The sequence below is a fragment of the Metabacillus sp. Hm71 genome, assembly GCF_051842955.2.
Taxonomy (GTDB): Bacteria; Bacillota; Bacilli; order Bacillales; family Bacillaceae; genus Metabacillus.
The window spans coordinates 4,016,641-4,035,546 of the sequence record NZ_CM200278.1 but is presented as its reverse complement, the minus strand read 5'-3'; the positions used below and the strand labels follow the sequence as shown (position 1 = coordinate 4,035,546).

General features: G+C 37.3%; 20 protein-coding genes. 15 read left to right on the top strand and 5 right to left on the bottom strand.

Annotation, left to right across the window (positions count from 1 at the left end; translation table 11 throughout):
* The first annotated feature begins 88 nt into the window (after window positions 1-88).
* The 8 genes from ccpN (at window position 89) to ACSVDH_RS19970 (ending at window position 9,292) form a co-directional block, all read left to right on the top strand.
* A complete protein-coding gene (gene ccpN / locus ACSVDH_RS20005) occupies window positions 89-721 on the top strand; it encodes a transcriptional regulator CcpN (RefSeq protein ID WP_046590651.1) in 633 nt (210 codons plus the stop codon).
* Between the two features lie 27 nt (window positions 722-748).
* Complete coding sequence (locus ACSVDH_RS20000; RefSeq protein ID WP_439250071.1) at window positions 749-1,564, top strand: pyruvate, water dikinase regulatory protein; 816 nt, start codon at window positions 749-751, stop codon at window positions 1,562-1,564.
* A 735-nt stretch (window positions 1,565-2,299) separates the two neighbouring features.
* Window positions 2,300-2,752 carry a YaiI/YqxD family protein gene (locus tag ACSVDH_RS19995; protein ID WP_439250072.1) on the top strand — a complete coding sequence of 151 codons (453 nt, stop codon included), beginning with the start codon at window positions 2,300-2,302 and terminating at the stop codon, window positions 2,750-2,752.
* A 32-nt stretch (window positions 2,753-2,784) separates the two neighbouring features.
* A complete protein-coding gene (gene dnaG, locus ACSVDH_RS19990) occupies window positions 2,785-4,593 on the top strand; it encodes a DNA primase (protein WP_439250073.1) in 1,809 nt (602 codons plus the stop codon).
* 146 nt (window positions 4,594-4,739) lie between these two features.
* A complete protein-coding gene (rpoD, locus tag ACSVDH_RS19985; RefSeq protein WP_299087833.1) occupies window positions 4,740-5,855 on the top strand; it encodes an RNA polymerase sigma factor RpoD in 1,116 nt (371 codons plus the stop codon).
* Window positions 5,856-6,970: 1,115 nt separating this feature from the next.
* On the top strand, window positions 6,971-7,330 hold the full coding sequence (gene cccA, locus ACSVDH_RS19980) for a cytochrome c550 (protein WP_299087839.1): 360 nt from the start codon (window positions 6,971-6,973) through the stop codon (window positions 7,328-7,330).
* A 127-nt stretch (window positions 7,331-7,457) separates the two neighbouring features.
* A complete protein-coding gene (locus tag ACSVDH_RS19975; RefSeq protein WP_439250075.1) occupies window positions 7,458-8,174 on the top strand; it encodes a tRNA (adenine(22)-N(1))-methyltransferase in 717 nt (238 codons plus the stop codon).
* Window positions 8,171-9,292, top strand: coding sequence for a Nif3-like dinuclear metal center hexameric protein (locus tag ACSVDH_RS19970; protein WP_439250076.1), 1,122 nt, complete (start codon window positions 8,171-8,173; stop codon window positions 9,290-9,292). Before ACSVDH_RS19975 ends, ACSVDH_RS19970 begins: the two co-directional genes overlap by 4 nt.
* Before the next feature lie 121 nt (window positions 9,293-9,413).
* Here ACSVDH_RS19970 and ACSVDH_RS19965 read toward each other — a convergent pair whose 3' ends face one another.
* Window positions 9,414-10,355 carry a 4-hydroxy-3-methylbut-2-enyl diphosphate reductase gene (locus ACSVDH_RS19965; RefSeq protein WP_299087849.1) on the bottom strand — a complete coding sequence of 314 codons (942 nt, stop codon included), beginning with the start codon at window positions 10,353-10,355 and terminating at the stop codon, window positions 9,414-9,416.
* A gap of 158 nt (window positions 10,356-10,513) precedes the next feature.
* The gene (vrrA, locus tag ACSVDH_RS19960) at window positions 10,514-11,161 is read right to left on the bottom strand and encodes a VrrA/YqfQ family protein (protein ID WP_439250078.1); all 648 of its coding nucleotides are present in this window, start codon (window positions 11,159-11,161) and stop codon (window positions 10,514-10,516) included.
* 207 nt (window positions 11,162-11,368) lie between these two features.
* On the opposite strand from vrrA, the gene ACSVDH_RS19955 reads away from it, so the two are divergent.
* Window positions 11,369-12,685 carry a DEAD/DEAH box helicase gene (locus ACSVDH_RS19955; protein ID WP_439250079.1) on the top strand — a complete coding sequence of 439 codons (1,317 nt, stop codon included), beginning with the start codon at window positions 11,369-11,371 and terminating at the stop codon, window positions 12,683-12,685.
* An 11-nt stretch (window positions 12,686-12,696) separates the two neighbouring features.
* The gene (locus tag ACSVDH_RS19950; RefSeq protein ID WP_439250081.1) at window positions 12,697-13,590 is read left to right on the top strand and encodes a deoxyribonuclease IV; all 894 of its coding nucleotides are present in this window, start codon (window positions 12,697-12,699) and stop codon (window positions 13,588-13,590) included.
* A gap of 143 nt (window positions 13,591-13,733) precedes the next feature.
* Here the strand turns inward: ACSVDH_RS19950 and ACSVDH_RS19945 are convergent, their stop codons facing one another.
* Window positions 13,734-13,988, bottom strand: a complete 255-nt coding sequence (locus ACSVDH_RS19945) for a DUF2624 domain-containing protein (protein WP_299087857.1) — start codon at window positions 13,986-13,988, stop codon at window positions 13,734-13,736.
* A gap of 189 nt (window positions 13,989-14,177) precedes the next feature.
* Between ACSVDH_RS19945 and ACSVDH_RS19940 the strand changes: the two genes are divergently transcribed.
* The 3 genes from ACSVDH_RS19940 to zur are packed head-to-tail and all read left to right on the top strand — an operon-like array spanning window position 14,178 to window position 16,204.
* On the top strand, window positions 14,178-14,939 hold the full coding sequence (locus ACSVDH_RS19940; RefSeq protein ID WP_439250082.1) for a metal ABC transporter ATP-binding protein: 762 nt from the start codon (window positions 14,178-14,180) through the stop codon (window positions 14,937-14,939).
* Between the two features lie 15 nt (window positions 14,940-14,954).
* Window positions 14,955-15,797: a metal ABC transporter permease gene (locus tag ACSVDH_RS19935; protein ID WP_439250083.1), complete on the top strand. Its 843-nt coding sequence runs from the start codon at window positions 14,955-14,957 to the stop codon at window positions 15,795-15,797.
* A complete protein-coding gene (zur, locus tag ACSVDH_RS19930) occupies window positions 15,794-16,204 on the top strand; it encodes a zinc uptake transcriptional repressor Zur (protein WP_299087863.1) in 411 nt (136 codons plus the stop codon). Before ACSVDH_RS19935 ends, zur begins: the two co-directional genes overlap by 4 nt.
* Window positions 16,205-16,254: 50 nt before the next feature.
* Here zur and ACSVDH_RS19925 read toward each other — a convergent pair whose 3' ends face one another.
* Window positions 16,255-16,827, bottom strand: a complete 573-nt coding sequence (locus tag ACSVDH_RS19925; protein WP_439250085.1) for a hypothetical protein — start codon at window positions 16,825-16,827, stop codon at window positions 16,255-16,257.
* A 142-nt stretch (window positions 16,828-16,969) separates the two neighbouring features.
* On the opposite strand from ACSVDH_RS19925, the gene ACSVDH_RS19920 reads away from it, so the two are divergent.
* Together ACSVDH_RS19920 and ACSVDH_RS19915 are read left to right on the top strand one after the other, a co-directional pair.
* On the top strand, window positions 16,970-17,365 hold the full coding sequence (locus tag ACSVDH_RS19920; RefSeq protein WP_439250086.1) for a DUF308 domain-containing protein: 396 nt from the start codon (window positions 16,970-16,972) through the stop codon (window positions 17,363-17,365).
* A 121-nt stretch (window positions 17,366-17,486) separates the two neighbouring features.
* Window positions 17,487-17,702: a hypothetical protein gene (locus ACSVDH_RS19915; RefSeq protein ID WP_439250087.1), complete on the top strand. Its 216-nt coding sequence runs from the start codon at window positions 17,487-17,489 to the stop codon at window positions 17,700-17,702.
* Window positions 17,703-17,779: 77 nt separating this feature from the next.
* On the opposite strand, the gene ispG is transcribed toward ACSVDH_RS19915, so the two are convergent.
* Window positions 17,780-18,877: a flavodoxin-dependent (E)-4-hydroxy-3-methylbut-2-enyl-diphosphate synthase gene (gene ispG / locus ACSVDH_RS19910; RefSeq protein ID WP_299088079.1), complete on the bottom strand. Its 1,098-nt coding sequence runs from the start codon at window positions 18,875-18,877 to the stop codon at window positions 17,780-17,782.
* Window positions 18,878-18,906: the final 29 nt, after the last annotated feature.

Here is an 18,906-nt window from a genome sequence, read left to right as displayed (position 1 = left end):
ATAGTATAACCTATTTGCTTATAAAGCAGTACGTATTCTTTTTATAATTGGTGACTTAAAAGGCGATGAAATAGATGAGGCAAGGGTGGTGAGTAAAATCGAACTTAATAAACGGCAAGAGCAAATTTTGGAAATTGTTAAGGAAAACGGCCCAATTACTGGGGAGCAAATTGCTGACCAGCTTCATCTAACAAGAGCAACCCTACGACCAGACTTAGCGATTTTAACTATGGCTGGATATTTGGAAGCAAGACCTCGAGTTGGTTATTATTATACAGGCAAAACAGATACACAACGTTTAACAGATGAGTTAAAAAAGCTTCGGGTAAAGGATTTTCAATCCATCCCTATTGTTGTAAGTGTGAAAATTTCCGTTTACGATGCGATCTGCACCATGTTTTTAGAGGATGTTGGAACATTATTTGTTGTTGATGATCAATCTCATTTGGTTGGAGTCCTTTCACGAAAAGATTTATTACGTACAAGTATAGGGAAACAGGAGCTCACATCGATACCGGTAAATATTATTATGACTAGAATGCCGAATATAACAGTTTGCAGGCCAGATGATCTTATCTTAGATGTGGCCAAGGCGCTAATTGAAAAACAAATAGATGCTTTACCTGTTGTAAAAGACACTGATGAAGGTCTCGAAGTAATAGGGAGAATAACGAAGACAAATATGACAAAAATCCTGGTTGGTTTTGCGCAGGAATTTTAGCTAAGAAAAAGGAAATGGGGAAAAACGATGAGCTACCGTATGATTTATGTTGTATCAGATTCAGTTGGTGAAACTGCTGAGCTTGTTGTAAAAGCAGCTGCAAGTCAATTTAATGGTGTATCTGCAAACACAAAAATTAAACGTATTCCATATGTGGAGGATAAAGGTACCATAACTGAGGTTATTGCGTTAGCAAAAAAAGACAAAGCGATTGTTTGTTTTACTCTCGTTATTCCTGAATTAAGGGAGTTTTTAATCCAAGAGGCTATAAAACAAGGGGTTATCTATTATGATATTATCGGCCCGTTAATTGATAAAATGGAAGCATCTTATGGTACTGCTGCTAAATATGAGCCTGGTCGAGTACGTAAACTTGATGATGATTACTTTAAAAAGGTTGAAGCAATAGAGTTTGCAGTTAAATATGATGATGGTCGTGACCCAAGAGGTATTTTAAAGGCTGATATTGTATTGATTGGCGTATCCAGAACATCCAAAACTCCTTTATCTCAATATCTTGCCCATAAACGCTTTAAAGTGGCCAATGTTCCAATTGTACCTGAGGTCGAACCTCCAGAGGAATTGTACAAAGTGTCGGCACAAAAATGCATCGGTTTGCGAATTAGTCCGGATAAGCTAAACAATATTCGCAGAGAACGTTTAAAATCATTAGGACTTAATGATGAAGCATTCTATGCCAATATTAACCGCATTAAAGAGGAATTAGAATACTTTGACAGTATTGTTGATAAGATTGGCTGCCAAGTAATTGATGTTTCAAATAAAGCAGTGGAGGAAACAGCTAATATTATCGCGAATTTTATGAACAAACAAAATGGATAACAGGTTATAAGCGATGAGGGTGGCTCCCAGAGATAGTATGAACATCGATAACTAGAGCCAAACCTCTTCGTTTTTAAATGAAGAATACTTATACATTTGTCTGCGCTTTGACATCCAGCTACGAGCACAGGACGTGCTAGTGCAGTCAGTGCGATTAACGTCGCGCTTTTGACTGCCAGCGCCTAGCCACTCTCTAGGGTCTAGCCAATTTAGAATTGAAGGCAAAGAACGCCTTCAATTCATGAGCGTCTTATTTGCCCTAGGCTGAGCAAGGCGCTTGCGCTTTTCTTAATGTTTAAGAAAGAAAATTTTGTATTTAGTTTTAGTGTCTAGCTCCAGGCCCCATCGGCGGAGCACAGGACGTGCAAGTGCAGTTAATGCGACAGGACGTCGCGTTTTTAACTGCCACTAAGGTCTAGTCAAATAGGAATTGAAGGTAAAGAACACCTTCTATTCCTATTCGCCTTATGCTAAACGCCTTGCGCTTTTCTTATAAAAAACAATAGATATTTAACTTTTTTTATATTATAATAAAAAATTGTGATAAAATATTTTTTTTAGGTTTAGAACTTGACATGTAGGAATAAACTATAAATTGTAAACTGTCAAGATTAAATGGTAAATATTTTTCGACAAAAGCTGTATTTGTGTTTGTCACAAATTTTTAGTTTTTAGCGAGTATTAAGAAGGATTCTGTCGGAGTGATGTAGAATAGAAATTTATGACGAAAAAACAATGAAAATTTACGTTGATGCCGATGCTTGCCCTGTAAAGCAGCAAATAATGGAGGTGGCTAATAAATACAATATAGAAGTCATTTTTGTTGCCTCCTACAATCATAACTCAGACAAAACATATGGCGGAAGCTGGGTCTTTGTTGATACAGGAAAGGAAGAGGCAGACTTATACATAGTCAACCATGTGCAAAAAAATGATCTTGTGATCACACAGGATATTGGATTGGCTGGTCTTTTACTTAGAAAGGACGTTCTTGTTGTTACTCCGAGAGGTAAGCAGTATACCGAAGAAAATATCGACACCGCTCTGCAGTTTCGTTATTTATCAGCAAAGGACAGACGCAGCGGTAAGTATACAAAAGGTCCCAAAAAATTCACAGACGAAGACATCTTAAATTTTATCACAGCATTAGAAAAAAATTTGTCGAAAGATGCAGGAGATTTTATTTGAATCTCGAATAACATTAACACGGAGTTGTTACCATGGGAAATCGAATTCCCGAAGAATTAATCGAAAAAATACAACGAACTTCTGACATTGTTGATGTGATAAGTGAATATGTTCAATTGAAGAAACAAGGTCGTAACTATTTTGGGTTATGTCCATTCCATGGAGAAAAGTCTCCATCATTCTCTGTCTCCGCCGATAAGCAAATTTTTCATTGTTTTGGTTGTGGTGCGGGAGGAAATGTTTTTTCTTTTCTCATGCAGCATGAGGGGTATTCCTTTATAGAAGCAGCACAACATCTTGCAGATAAAGCGAATATTGAATTACCGGCAATTGCTCCAGAACAAGGAAGAACTGTTTCAAAAGATGCTGAAAAAATGATTGAAGCACATGAGCTGCTAAAGAAATTTTACCACCATTTATTAGTTAATACAAAAGAGGGTCAGCCTGCTTTAGATTACTTATTAAATCGTGGATTCACAAAAGAAATTATTGATTCGTTTGAGATCGGCTATGCACTTGATTCATGGGATTTCATATCAAAGTTTTTAGTGAAGCGGGGCTTTAATCCTTCCTTGATGGAGGAAGCGGGGCTATTAATAAAGAAAAACAATGCTGATGAATATTTTGATCGGTTTCGCAATCGAATCATGTTCCCAATAACAGATCATCACGGTATGACAATTGCCTTTTCCGGCAGAGTTCTCGGCGACGAGAAACCAAAATATTTGAACAGCCCTGAAACGAAAGTCTTTAACAAAAGTAAATTGCTTTATAATTTTCACCGTGCAAGAGTACATATTCGTAAAAATCAACAAGTCGTTCTTTTTGAAGGCTTTGCAGATGTTATTTCATCGACCCGGGCTGGCGTCGAACATGCCATAGCTACGATGGGAACCTCCCTTACTGAGGATCAAGCAAAAATAATCCGTCGAAATGTATCAGAGGTTATCCTATGTTATGACTCAGATTCTGCCGGGATTGAAGCAACAATGAGGGCTTCAAAATTACTGAAGGAGTTTGGTTGTCAAATAAAAGTAGCCATGATTCCGGATGGATTAGACCCTGATGACTACATCAAAAAGCAAGGACCAGAAAAATTCAAAAACGATGTAATAGGGGCAAGCGTACCGTTAATGACATTTAAGATGAATTATTACCGCAGAGGGAAAAATCTTCATAATGAAGGTGAGAGGCTGCAGTATATCGATCATGTCATTTTAGAACTTAGCAAGCTTGAAAGTGCAGTTGAAAAAGAAATTTATCTAAAACAACTCTCGAAAGAGTTTGATCTTTCGATGGAGGTTCTAAAAGACCAGCTCCATCAAAAGGAACAGCAAACAAAACCACAGCAGGCACCGCAGCAAAAGCGGACTGAACAGCAGTTTAAAAGAGCTCCTATTCAATCAAAAAGGCTGTTGCCCGCGTTTCACACTGCTGAGCGAATGTTAATCGGCCATATGCTAAGGAGCAAGGACATTGCAGAAAAGGTGCTCGAACGACTTGGTCTTCAATTTAATATTGAAGAACATAAAGCAATCGTTACTTATTTATATGGATATTATGAAGAGGGAAATGAAGAAAATGTAAGTGCCTTTCTTTCAAGGCTGCCAAGTCCAGAGCTCCAACATATTGTTTCCAACATTGCGATGATCTCATTAAACACTGATGTAAGTGAACAAGAACTATCAGATTATATAAAACAGGTGTTGAATCATCAAAAAATGTTAATGATAAAAGAAAAAGAAGCTGAAAAAAATGAAGCTGAAAGAAATAAGCAGTTTAAAGAAGCAGCTCAAATTGCAATGGAAATCATTCAATTAAAACAAGCGCTCAAGACATAGTTAATAAGCTAAAGATTAACGTTTATAGTGGATTGTGTATAGTGTATCTACATAAACACATTCTTAATTTAAATAGGATTTTGCCGGTAAACAGTAATCCGATAGCTTATCTTAACATGTGATAAGTTTTGGAAGGAGGGGATCCAATGGCTGATAAACAAACCCATGAAACAGAAGTAACCTTTGAACAGGTGAAAGAACAATTAACTGAAATTGGGAAAAAACGTGGAGTTTTGACATATGAAGAAATAGCAGAACGCATGTCAAACTTTGAAATTGAATCAGACCAAATGGATGAGTATTATGAATTTCTTGGTGAACAAGGTGTTGAATTAATAGGAGAAGCTGGTGAAGGTGATGATGATCCGAATATTCAAGATCTTGCCAAAGAAGAAGAATTCGATCTAAATGATTTAAGTGTCCCGCCTGGAGTTAAAATAAACGATCCGGTAAGAATGTACTTAAAAGAAATCGGTCGTGTCGATCTCCTATCTGCAAATGAAGAGATTGATCTTGCTAAACGTATTGAAGAGGGCGACGAAGAAGCAAAAAGAAGGCTTGCCGAAGCTAACTTGCGTTTAGTTGTCAGTATTGCCAAACGATATGTCGGTCGAGGGATGTTATTTCTTGATCTTATACAAGAAGGTAATATGGGCTTAATGAAGGCCGTCGAAAAGTTTGACTATCAAAAAGGGTACAAATTTAGTACGTATGCAACTTGGTGGATCCGCCAAGCAATTACTCGTGCCATTGCCGATCAAGCACGTACGATCCGGATTCCTGTTCATATGGTTGAAACAATAAACAAGCTGATCAGGGTTCAACGTCAATTACTTCAAGACTTAGGTAGAGAACCGACTCCAGAAGAAATTGGGGAAGATATGGAATTAACCCCTGATAAAGTAAGAGAAATCTTAAAAATTGCACAAGAGCCTGTTTCGCTGGAAACACCAATTGGTGAAGAAGATGATTCACATTTAGGTGATTTTATTGAAGATCAGGACGCAACTTCACCATCTGAGCATGCAGCATATGAGCTTTTAAAAGAACAGCTGGAAGATGTGTTGGATACATTAACAGACCGTGAAGAAAATGTTTTGCGTCTCCGCTTCGGACTTGACGATGGCAGAACAAGAACGCTGGAAGAAGTTGGGAAAGTTTTCGGCGTTACGCGTGAACGTATTCGTCAAATTGAAGCGAAGGCACTTCGGAAATTGCGTCATCCTAGTCGCAGTAAACGTCTTAAAGACTTTCTTGAATAAAATGAGGCGGACATCACTTTGTCCGTCTTTTTATACTATCTTTTGTGCTCCAGGCGCCATCGGCGAAGCACAGGACGTTCAAGTGCAGTTAATGCGACAGGACGTCGCGTTTTTAACTGCCTCTAGGGTCTAGTCAAATAGAAATTGAAGGTAAAGAACACCTTCTATACCTATTCGCCTTATGCTTGTCGCCGAATGCTAAGCGCCTTGCGCTTTTCTAATGTATCGAACAATCGACTATGAAGGATAACCTATATGAATACAGAAAAAAGAGCGATTATCATTAATGAAATTTATCAATGGTAAAACAATAAATTGCTTCCCGAAACATATTGCGATTTTTTGTTAGCGCTTTATACAGAAGGAAACCAAAAAGACAAAGAAAGTCAATCACATAAAAAGCGTAATCTGCCTATTTCTATTTATTAGGTTTTATATGGCTTATTGTTTTCTTTCTTTAGCTTAATGCTTCTTATTGTTTATTTTACTGAATTGCCTTTCGTTTTGCAAATGACCATAGTAGGTTTTTCTCTATTATTTTCAATTGCTGTTACCCCTTACTTTAAAAGAGCATTTTTTCAAGTGCCATTGACCGTCTTGCTGATCCAATTATTAATCCTCTCACTTAATTTAACAGAGTTCTATACCTATGGAGATACTCGTTGGATTGGTGGAATGATTGTGGCAAATTGCTTGTTGTGGATTTTTATTGGGGCTGTGTATCGTTTGCTATGTCTATTTATTAGCGGCATCAGTGGATTCTTAATCTTTATGGCGAGTATTATATTTTGATAATATTAATAAGGCGAAATGTCAATGGATTTATGAAAAGAAATAAATCTCTTTTCGCAATTTTGTCTAAACTGTGAAAAACATGGGGATGTTAGAAGATAGGTCTTTTACTTATTGTAAAATTACAGTAAAATAGAGGTTGTTTACAAAAACAAGTACTTATAAAATTTATCCCGCAGTAACGGGCAGCAATCATTGAAAGCGTTAAATTAAAATTCTTATGTATGAACTGCCTGTAAAAGCTAGATAATTTAAACGACATTAGGTGGCAAAGCATGCCGGACTAATGAAGATTCACTTATTTACATAAGGGAGGTTACATGATGAATCGCAATCCACTTATACCATTTTTATTAATCGCCGTTTTAGGTATCGGCCTTATGTTCCTTTTATCATTTAAAGGTATTGGCGATCATGAAGAATTAGCAAAAGGTGATGAAGAGCCAAAAACAGATGATCTTGCAAACGCTAAACCTGAGGATATCTACCAACAAAGCTGTGTTTCCTGCCACGGTCAAAATTATGAAGGCGGAGCAGGTCCCGCGCTTACAGGTGTAGGGGAAAAGCTTAGTGCAGATGAAATTAAAGAAACCATTAAAAATGGTAGAGGAATCATGCCTGCTGGTCTAGTGCCTGATGAAAAGCTAGATGAAATGGCGGAATGGGTTTCTCAAATTAAATAACGGAACATTTGTTCTTGAATAGCTTTTTAAAATCTTGTGTATAAAAAAGTCCTTTGCATTTGTGAAGGACTTTTTTTATACTTAGTAGTGCTTATTAGAACGCAAAATACAAAAAAGTGGTGACAAAATGAATGAATTGAAGTTATCAAAAAGGCTTGAGACAGTTGCTGGCTACATTCCTAAAGGGGCCGTTTTTGCCGACATTGGCTCAGATCATGCCTATCTACCTTGTTACTCAATCTTAAAAGGCATTGCAAAAGGAGCAATTGCCGGAGAAATTACGGACGGACCTTTTTTATCTGCCAAAAGCCAAGTGCAGAAATGTGAATTAACAGATAAAATTTCTGTACGTCAAGGTGATGGTTTATCCGTTATTAATGAAGGAGATACCGTCGACTGCATTACGATTGCAGGGATGGGGGGAAGCCTAATAAAAAAAATATTAGAAGATGGCAGCTCGAAGTTAAATCAAGTGAAACGGCTTGTTTTACAACCGAATATCCATGCTATTTCCATTAGAAAATGGTTACTTGATAATGGTTGGGTGCTTATTAACGAAGAAATTATTGAAGAAGATCAAAAAATCTATGAAATACTAGTGGCCGAAATAGGTGACCCACTGCTTCCGTATCAAGCCTATTCACTAGAAGCGAACCTGCTGCTAGGTCCAATTTTAGCTAGAAAAAAATCTCCTGTGTTTGTGAAAAAATGGTCTCAAGAATACAACCATTGGAAAACAATCGTTCAAAAGCTTGAACAGGCAGGACATACATATGAAAATAACGAAAAGTATAGAGAATTAACGAATAAAATGAAGCTTGTTGAGGAGGTATTGCTATTATGAGCAAAATTCCAAATGGTTATGAAGTGATTCAGCTGTTTGAACAGTTCTCACCAAAATCATATGCAGTTGAAGGCGATAAAATTGGTCTTCAAATCGGCAATCTTAATAAGCAGGTCAACCAAGTAATGATTACATTGGATGTGATGGAATCAGTTATTGATGAGGCCGTCGAAAAGAAAGTTGATCTAATTATAGCCCATCATCCGCCAATTTTTCGTCCGATAAAGAAACTCACAACAGATAACACATATGGTCGAATGCTGGAAAAGTGTATTAAGCATGATATCGCTGTTTATGCTGCACATACAAACCTGGATGTTGCATATGGCGGTGTAAATGATATGCTAGCTGAAGCGCTAGCGTTATCAGATTTAGAGGTTCTTGTTCCTACATATGAAGATAAGTTAAAAAAACTAGTTGTGTTCGTACCAGAAGCTCATGAAAAGGAAATGAGAGATGCATTGGGAAATGCAGGTGCAGGTCATATTGGCAACTACAGTCATTGTTTCTTTTCGACGAGTGGGGAAGGCAGCTTTCTTCCGCTAAATGGGGCAGAACCATTTATAGGAGAAAAAGGACAACTCGAATTTGTAAAAGAAGCGAGAATCGAAACAATTTTCCCTGAGTCAATCCAAAAAAAGGTCGTCCAAACAATGCTTAAAACCCATCCATATGAAGAGGTTGCCTATGATATTTACCCATTAGAACAACCTGGTACCACGTTAGGTCTGGGAAGAATTGGAAAGTTGAATGCGGAGTTGAGCCTTCAAGATTTTGCCGAGCATGTTAAAACATCGCTTCAAGTTGAACATGTTAGAATGGTAGGAAACCCAAGCTCAAGAGTAAAAAAGGTTGCGGTTTTAGGTGGTGACGGGAATAAATATATTCAGCAAGCAAAATTTAAAGGTGCTGATGTCTATGTTACTGGCGATTTATATTTCCATGTTGCTCAGGACGCCTTAATGATGAATTTAAATGTGATCGACCCTGGTCATCATGTTGAGAAGGTAATGATCAAAGGAGTCTCTGCAAAATTAGGAGATATGTGTAAAGAAAAAAAATATGAGGTACAAGTATTTGGATCAAAGGTTAATACAGATCCATTTACATTTGTTTAAAAAATGGGCTGTCACTCAGCCCATTTTTTAATCGATAAGAAGTATAACTTTTTGTATAAACTTTTTGTATCTAGCTCAAGCGCCTAGCCCCTAGGCTAAGCAAGGCGCTTGCGCTTTTCTTTTATTTAACTTTAACTTTAGGAAGTATTTTCGCTAATGGAACTTGGTGATCCAAATTCCAGGTAGACTTGTCCTCAGGGTTGTATTGTTCAAGAAATTGTATGACTTTTTTTGTAATTGGCGTTGGTGTTGATGCACCTGCTGTAACCGCAACTTTTTTCACATCAATTAACCATTCAAGTTTTAGCTCACTTAAATCTGAAATACGGTATGCTTTTGTTCCTGCAATCTGTTCTGATACCTGAGCGAGACGATTTGAGTTATTGCTTTTCGGATCTCCTACTACAATGGTTAAATCTGCATCTTTTGCTTGCTCGGCAACAGCTTCTTGGCGTACTTGAGTGGCTAAGCAAATTTCGCGGTGAATTTCAACATGCGGGAATTTATCTTTAACCTTCTCCATAATATCAGCAACATCCCATTGACTCATTGTCGTTTGGTTTGTCACGATAATTTTCTCATTGTCAATTTCTAATTGCTCAACATCCTGAGTGGTCTCAACTAAATGAACAGCATGTGGTGCAACACCAACTGCACCCTCAGGCTCAGGATGTCCTTTCTTTCCAATATAGATGACATGATAGCCTTGTGCCTCTTTTTCACGAATAAGCTCATGTGTTTTTGTCACATCTGGGCAGGTTGCATCAATTGTCACAAGCCCTTTTTCTTTTGCAATCTTTCTTACTTCAGGTGAAACTCCATGTGCGGTAAATACAATGGTTCCTTGATCAACCTTCTCCAGGATTTCTAAGCGATTTTTACCATCAAGCGTGATAATTCCTTCTTCTTCAAAGGCATCTGTCACATGTTTATTATGAACAATCATACCTAAAATGTAGATTGGTCTTGGTAAGGATTTATCTAATGCAGCATTTTTGGCAATCACCATTGCGTCTACTACGCCGTAGCAATAACCACGTGGAGCGATTTTAATTACGTCCATTATTTTGCCTCCTTAAGAGATCAAAAAAGGTTAAACGGAGTATTAGTCCGTGGGCTTCGTCCCTTTTTCCTACTTAAAAAAGCCGAAAATCCGGCTTTTATACTCTTATAATCTCTTAATATTATAACGAACATTTGATAAGATTACAAAGAAGAAAATTAGATATACATTTTCGGCTTGGAACGTTTTGAAGCAGATGGAAGGCTCTTAGCTTCATTAGCAGGCTTTTCTTCTGCTGTGTCAGTCTCTGTATTTTGTGAGGTTGTGCGTTTTTTCTTCTGTCTTTGTTTTTCCTTTTCTGAATTTGACGATGGAGTTTCTATAGAGTCAGATTCTGTCTTTTCCAAAGTATTATCGTCTTCATTTTGAACATCATCGGTGGCGTCACTATTTTTTAATTCACGATATATTTTGATCATTGCCGGTAAATTTTTTACTAATGGACCGTATTGCTGAACCATTGGAGTAACCTGTTGGGCCACGCCTAAAGCCTTTTGGACATTGCCAAGCATTTTTGAGATATTAGCAGGGTTTGCTAACCCTTGAATAGCACCTGTAGCCCTTGTAGCCCCTGACGCACCTTGAATAAAACTTTGAGGGTTTGCAACACGAGCTGCCCCTTGACTTCCTGGCATGATACGGGAAAGTAAACCTTTTAATCCTCCGCCTCTAGCCTGCATTTGAGGAGTAAATGGTCTATTGCCCATGACAGGTCCTTGAAAAGGGTGGCGTCCTATCGGCATCCGGCCTTGCTGTGGAAAAAAACCTCTTGAATTCATTGGAGGCATTGGTCTTTGTGGAAACATATAAAATCCTCCTTCCGTAGTTGGTTTCCCTATCAATAGACTATGCATTAAGGAAGAGAATGGTTTATGAACATTTACCTTTGCACAATCCAATTTAAAAGCTTTTAGCTTACAAAATTTGAGTTTTCCCTTTCATTTGATATAATCTAATGATGGACTGATAAAAGAGCGCATATATAAAGCTTTTTCAAAAAGGAGATGATATGTATGGAACAAACAAAATTTGAGCGATTTTTGTTTAAACCATTTATAATAGAAGCAATAACAAAGGAATTAAAATTTTTTGAACCAACGGAAATTCAAGAAAGATTAATTCCATCGATCTTAAAAGGTGAAAGTGCAATTGGACAATCACAAACTGGAACGGGTAAGACACATGCTTACTTATTACCTTTATTAAACATGATAGAACCTGAACGTAAAGAGGTTCAAGTTGTCATAACAGCACCGACAAGAGAGTTAGCGACACAAATCTATAATGAGGCTGTCAATGTAATCTCATTTTCAAAAGAAGCAATTTCTGCTAAATGTTTTATCGGTGGAACTGATAAGCAACGCGCAATCGAAAAGCTTAAAACACAACCGCATATTGTTGTAGGAACCCCTGGTAGAATTAACGACTTAGTGAGAGAGCATGCATTAAACGTCGGAAAAGTACAAACGTTGGTTGTCGATGAAGCGGATCTCATGCTTGATATGGGCTTCATTAAAGAAGTTGATATGATAGCAGGTCAAATGCCTGAAGATTTGCAAATTCTTGTCTTTTCCGCAACGATTCCAGAAAAGCTAAAACCATTTCTAAAAAAATATTTAGAAAATCCGAAATTTACACATGTTGCACCAAAACAGGCAACCGCAGCAAAAATTGATCATGTTTTAGTACCAGTTAGGCACCGGGATCGAATAAAACTGGTACATGATATACTGGTTAATTTCAATCCCTTTTTAGCGATCGTCTTTACAAATACAAAAAAGGCTGCAGACGAAGTAGCTGATGCCTTGATTGAAAAAGGCTTAAAGATTGGCCGAATACACGGAGACTTGACTCCTCGTGATCGTAAAAAAATGATGAAGCAAATAAATGATCTCGAATTTCAATATGTCGTTGCCACAGATTTAGCGGCTCGAGGAATTGATATTAAAGGTGTTAGTCATGTTATTAACTATGAGCTTCCTACAACTGACTTGGATTTTTATATTCATCGTGTAGGTAGAACAGCGCGTGCCGGCAGTTCAGGTATTGCTGTTACGCTTTTTGAAGCTGCTGATGAAGATGCATTAAATAAATTGGAGAAGCTGGGTATTGAATTTATTAATCGTGACTTTGTTGGTGGAGAATGGAAGGATATTGATGACCGTAAACGACGACAAAAACGGAAAAAAACGGTTGATGAGGTTGATGCTCTGGCGAAAAGCATTGTCCAAAAGCCGAAAAAGGTTAAGCCTGGCTATAAAAAGAAAATGAGCCGTGAGATGGAACAAATTAAAAAGAGAAAAAGAAGATTATCAAGAAAAAGTAAATAGGGGGAAGAAAGATGCTAAAAATAGGTTCACATGTATCGATGAGCGGTAAAAAAATGCTCTTAGCAGCGAGTGAGGAGGCTGTTTCATACGGAGCATCAACATTTATGATCTATACCGGTGCACCGCAAAACACTAGACGAAAGAAAATCGAGGATTTAAATATTGAAGCAGGCAATGCTCATATGAAGGAACATGGTATTGATGAAATCGTTGTTCATGCACCGTATATTATTAATATTGGAAATTCAACAAATCCCGCTACGTTTGAGCTTGGTGTAAACTTCCTTCGTTCAGAAATCGAGAGAACGCAGGCGATCGGTGCAAAACAGATTGTTCTTCACCCTGGTGCACATGTGGGAGCGGGTGCAGAGGCAGGCATTAAGAAAATTATTGAAGGCTTAAATGAAGTGCTTGAGCAAAATCAAGAAGTACAAATTGCATTAGAGACAATGGCTGGTAAAGGTTCTGAATGCGGCCGCTCCTTTGATGAGTTAGCTAAAATCATTGATGGAGTTACGCATAACCAGCATCTATCCATCTGCTTTGACACATGCCATACACATGATGCAGGGTATGATATTGTAGGTAACTTCGATGGAGTTTTGAATGAGTTTGACTCAATCATAGGATTAGATCGTTTAAAGGTTTTGCATATAAATGATAGTAAAAATCCAGCAGGTGCCGCAAAAGACCGCCACGAGAATATCGGCTTAGGTCATATCGGTTTTCAAGCATTGAATAATATAGTGCATCATCCGTCACTAACAGAGATCCCCAAAATCCTTGAAACACCGTTTGTAGGGGAAGATAAAAAATATAAAAAGCCTCCGTATAAATTCGAGATTAATATGTTCAAGGAACAGACCTTTGATGAAGGATTATTAGAAAAGATTATAAATCAGTAATCTGTAGAGTTTGAAGAAATAAAAGGCTGTCTCATTCAGTTCAGTCCCCTTTTAAGAAAAGATAAAAATATGATTCCATCTGGTTGGGTCCTATTTTGAGTTTAGGGGTCTTACATGGGACAGCCTTCTTACATTAAGTACTGTTAGTTCGTAAACTTTTGAAAAATTTGATTAACCTGTTGAGCGGTTTCTAGAGATGTTATCTTGGCGATTTTCGCCAGTAGTTTCTTTCTTTCATTCTGATTAAAAATATTAATATTTTGGCCATTCATGGCTTTTACAACCTCAGCGGCTTGGGCCCGACCAATGGAAATATTAAATTGTTTCGCATACTGCATAAGCTCCTCGACGGATATATTGTTAAGTTTTTGATTGATAATTTTTTGAAATAAGATCATTTTCAAACCTCCTCTAACACAATGTATGGAGGTATTGATAAAATGTGCGATTTTTATCCCTTAATCCCTTTAATTTTAAACTTTACACGAAAGATATTATTCTGTATAATTTTTATGTTATAGATATATCGTTGTTTTACTTTTTGTAAATCGTAACGATTCTTAAATTTAGAAGGGTGAAGAAGATTAATGAACCAGCCTATAATCGAAATAAACGATTTAAACTTCACATATGAGAAGCAAAGAGTGTTAGAGAACATTAATATGACAGTTGAACAAGGAAGCTTTGTTGGACTTGTTGGTCCAAATGGTTCTGGGAAAACAACATTATTAAAATGCTTGCTAGGCTTATTAAAACCTCAGCAAGGTGAAATAAAGTTATTCGGACAACCGATACAAAAATTCAAAAACTGGCATGAAATTGGCTTTGTCTCACAGAAAGCAAATAGCTTTAATACAGGGTTTCCTGCATCGGTTTTTGAAGTGGTTTCGAGTGGCTTAACATCAAAGTTAGGTTTATTTAAATTTATGGGTCCTAATGACAGAAAAAATGTGACAGATGCCATTGAAGCGGTAGGATTAGCAAAATTTGCAAAGCGAAACATTGGTGAGCTTTCAGGGGGGCAGCAGCAGCGTGCATTTATTGCTCGAGCGATTGTATCAAACCCTAAACTATTAATTTTGGATGAACCGACAGTAGGGGTCGATGCGAAAACCGTTCAAAATTTTTATGAAATGCTGACACATTTAAACAAGGATTTAGGAATTACCTTAATTTTAGTTACTCATGATATCGGTACAATCACAGATAAAGTGTCGCACGTGGCATGCATTAATAAACATCTGCATTTTCATGGTAACTCTAAAGAATTTGAATTATTAAAGGATGATGAGATGTCCGAGTTCTATGGACATTCATTACATGTGTTAACACATGATCACTCCCATTAATGGAGGATGTAAACAATGTTAAGCAGTCTTTTTGCGTATGAGTTTTTACAAAATGCATTTTTATCTGGAATGCTAATCGGAATCATTGCGCCGCTTCTAGGGGTATTCGTCGTTGTAAGAAGGATGTCTCTTATTGCTGATGCCTTAAGTCATGTTACATTGGCTGGAATTGCTGCAAGCTTATTACTTGAAAAAAAAGTTGCTGCATTTGCAGGCCTTAACCCGATTTATTTAGGAATGGCTTTTTCGGTAACAGGCTCGCTTTTTATTGAGAAGCTGCGCACTGTTTATAAGCATTATCAGGAGCTTGCGATTCCTATTATTTTATCCAGCGGAGTAGGAATCAGTGTTATCTTTATCTCGTTAGCGGATGGATTTAATACAGACTTATTAAGCTATTTATTTGGTAGTATAAGTGCTGTTAGCAGGACAGACCTATATGTTATTATTGCGATTACAATCATCGTGATAGCAATCGTTTTTATCTTATACAAAGAATTATTCTTGCTTTCATTTGATGAAGAACATGCAACGGCATCAGGTATTCATGCAAAGTGGATTCATTTTATGTTTATTCTGATTGTCGCTTTAGTGATAGCCGGGTCCATAAGGATTGTCGGAATATTGCTTGTTTCATCCTTAATGACATTGCCTGTTGCTGCAAGCATTCGGATAGCAAAGGGCTTTAAGCAAACCATTTTCTTTTCTGTACTATTTGGTGAACTTTCTGTTATTATTGGATTATTCATAGCTTATTATTTGGATTTAGCGCCAGGTGGAACCATTGTAATATTATCAGTACTCATTCTTATTTTTACTATTTTATGGACAAAATTTACAAAGGGGAAAGTTTCATGAATGTTCAAGAAGCTCTCGACTTATTAAAAGAAAAAGGCTATAAATATACGAGTAAAAGAGAGGAAATGCTGCAATTATTTGCTGATCACGACAAATACCTGACGGCAAAAGATGTCTTAGAATCCCTAAAGGACGATTATCCTGGACTTAGTTTTGATACCATTTATCGAAATTTATCATTGTTTGCTGAATTAGGCATTTTTGAAATGACTGAATTGTCAGGGGAGAAGCATTTCCGATTCACCTGCAATGCAAATCATCACCATCATCATTTTATTTGTTTACAATGCGGAAAAACAAAGGAAATCCCTGGGTGTCCTATGGGAAATCTAGAAGAAAATTTAGCCGGTTATGATATAAGCGGTCATAAGTTTGAAGTTTATGGAACATGTCCGCAATGCCACTAAACAAAAGGCTGTCTCAACCAAAGCATTTATGAGACAGCCTTTACTGCTATTTAGATTACTTTTACTTCATACCATTGATTTACCCAGTCTCTCGCCTCAAGCCAATGATTTACCCGAACAACACCTTTAGGTACAGGGTCTTGATTATAAGGAGTGTTAAACAAAATAACGGGGATTTGGTGCTCCTCACTTATCATACAAGCATTATCATGCTTGTCCTCAAAAAAGATCGAAATTTCATTTCGTTTCACCGCTTCAAGCTTATCATGACTTCCAATTAATTCAATATGATGATAAAATACGTCCATTTCTTTAAACCAATTGTACGTTACATCAAGCAAATGTTTTCTTCTGGCGCTAATGAATAAGAGCTGATGGCGATCCTTCCAATCGTCTAGTACATGTTTAGCATGTAAGGAAAGTGGAGCTTCTTTATATATAATAGGTTCAAATTCATCCATCCAATTCCAAAAATCTTCCTCAGTAATGTTTAAGACCTTTGTTAAATCATATTCCTTTAAATCATTGTATGTCAATTGTGTCTGAAATGATTTGTTTAAATATGGAATGAATGTTTTAGGGTCTGTAATGGTACCATCTATATCAATTCCAAGACGCAACATTTTCTGCCAACTCCTTCGCTGATTGCCTAATAGTAGTGTACCATAATGAAATTTTAACGGACAGAAAAGTTTTACAGTAATAGTTCAACCTTCAATGTCTATACTATAAATGCTCCTTTATTTTAGAAAGGAAGGGATCTGAATGGCAGACGAAAATAAGTTCGATCAACAAGAACGAGATCGTTTAGACAACCCTAATTACAAGGGATTTACGCCACTAGATCAAGAAATTGACGATGACTATCAAACAGAAGCTGCGGCTGAAATAGCGGCGCCAGTAAATGTGGACAGAGACTATGCTGCAGATGAAAGAGTCGATGACCGCAATGAAGTAGTAGGCGAAGGCAGAGGAATGGGATATTTAGCTTTAGCACTTTCCATTATCTCGCTTTTTATCTTACCTGTTATTTTAGGAGCAGCAGGTATCATTGTTGGATTCATTGCCCGTAGAAGAGGAGCAAATGCATTAGGAGCATGGGCAATTGGTATTGGTGCTGTTTCCCTCGTTTTAGGAATATTTATTACACCATTTTTCTAAAACGACTAAAATATTGAGGTTGACTTAAAGGCAATGACCCCTCAATAAACACAATTTTGTGTTTGAGGGGTCTGTCTCTTTATTTTTAGAATGGTTCTTATTTGTAAGGGAGGAAAAGAATATGAATGAAAAGAATGCAAATATAAAGATTCAAAAATTATTAGGGGATAATGGCCCTGATCCTGAGAGACAGGCTAATGAGGCTGATTCAGCTAATTTTGCTATCAATAATCGTTTTTATGAAGAAAAAGAAGTGAAAGATGATATTGAAACCACTATATCTACGAGCAATAATATCGGTGCTGTTTTGCTACCAGTGAATAATGATCGTCGTTAGTAAGGACTTTTTAGAGGAAATAAGAAAGGGTCAGTCCCTGAAACGCAGTAAGCAGGTCAGACCCTTTTTTATAAAGGTTAAGCTTTTAATTTTTCAGCTTCTTGCTTGGCAAAGTATTCTTCGGCAATTTTATCAATTTCTTTTTTTAGTTCCTCAACCATTGTTTCTTCAGGAACTTTACGCACTATTTCTCCTTTGCGGAAAAGAAGTCCCTCCCCACGGGCACCTGCAATCCCAATGTCAGCTTCACGGGCTTCACCAGGTCCGTTAACAGCACAACCTAATACAGCTACTTTAATTGGTGCTTTAATTTTTGAAATATATTCTTCCACTTCATTTGCAATACTGATTAAATCAATCTCAATACGGCCGCATGTTGGGCATGAAATTAAAGTTGCCGCATTTGCCGCTAAACCAAATGATTTTAATAGCTCACGGGCCACTTTAACCTCTTCAACAGGATCTGCACTTAATGAGACACGGAGTGTATTTCCGATCCCTTTGTTTAAAATAACACCTAATCCTGCTGCACTTTTTACTGTGCCGGCAAAAAGGGTGCCTGACTCGGTAATCCCTAAATGAAGCGGGTAATCAAATGCCATTGCCGCTTTTTCATATGCTTCGATTGCCAGGTTAATATCGGAAGCCTTCATGGAAACGATAATATCGTGAAAATCCAAATCCTCTAAAATTTTAATGTGATGTAAGGCACTTTCCACCATGCCATCTGCTGTTGGATATCCGTATTTTTCAAGAATTCTCTTTTCAAGGGAACCGGCATTTACACCAATTCGAATTGGAATCTTTCGTTCTTTTGCCGCTTTTACAACAGCTTCAACCTTTTCTCTTCTCCCAATATTCCCCGGATTAATTCTGATTTTATCTGCTCCGCCTTCAATCGCTTTTAACGCTAGCTTATAATCAAAATGAATATCCACAACAAGTGGGATATTGATTCTTTTTTTTATTTCAGCAATTGCATTTGCCGCACGTTCATCAGGACAGGCAACACGTACGATCTGACAGCCTGCTTCCTCTAAACGTTTGATTTCGGCAACTGTTGCTTCTACATCATGTGTTTTTGTTGTAGTCATACTTTGAATAACAACTTCATTATTTCCGCCAATTGTTAAATTCCCAACTTTAACTGGTCGGGTTTTAGTACGATGTATGATTTCACTCACGTGTAAATCGCTCCTTAAGT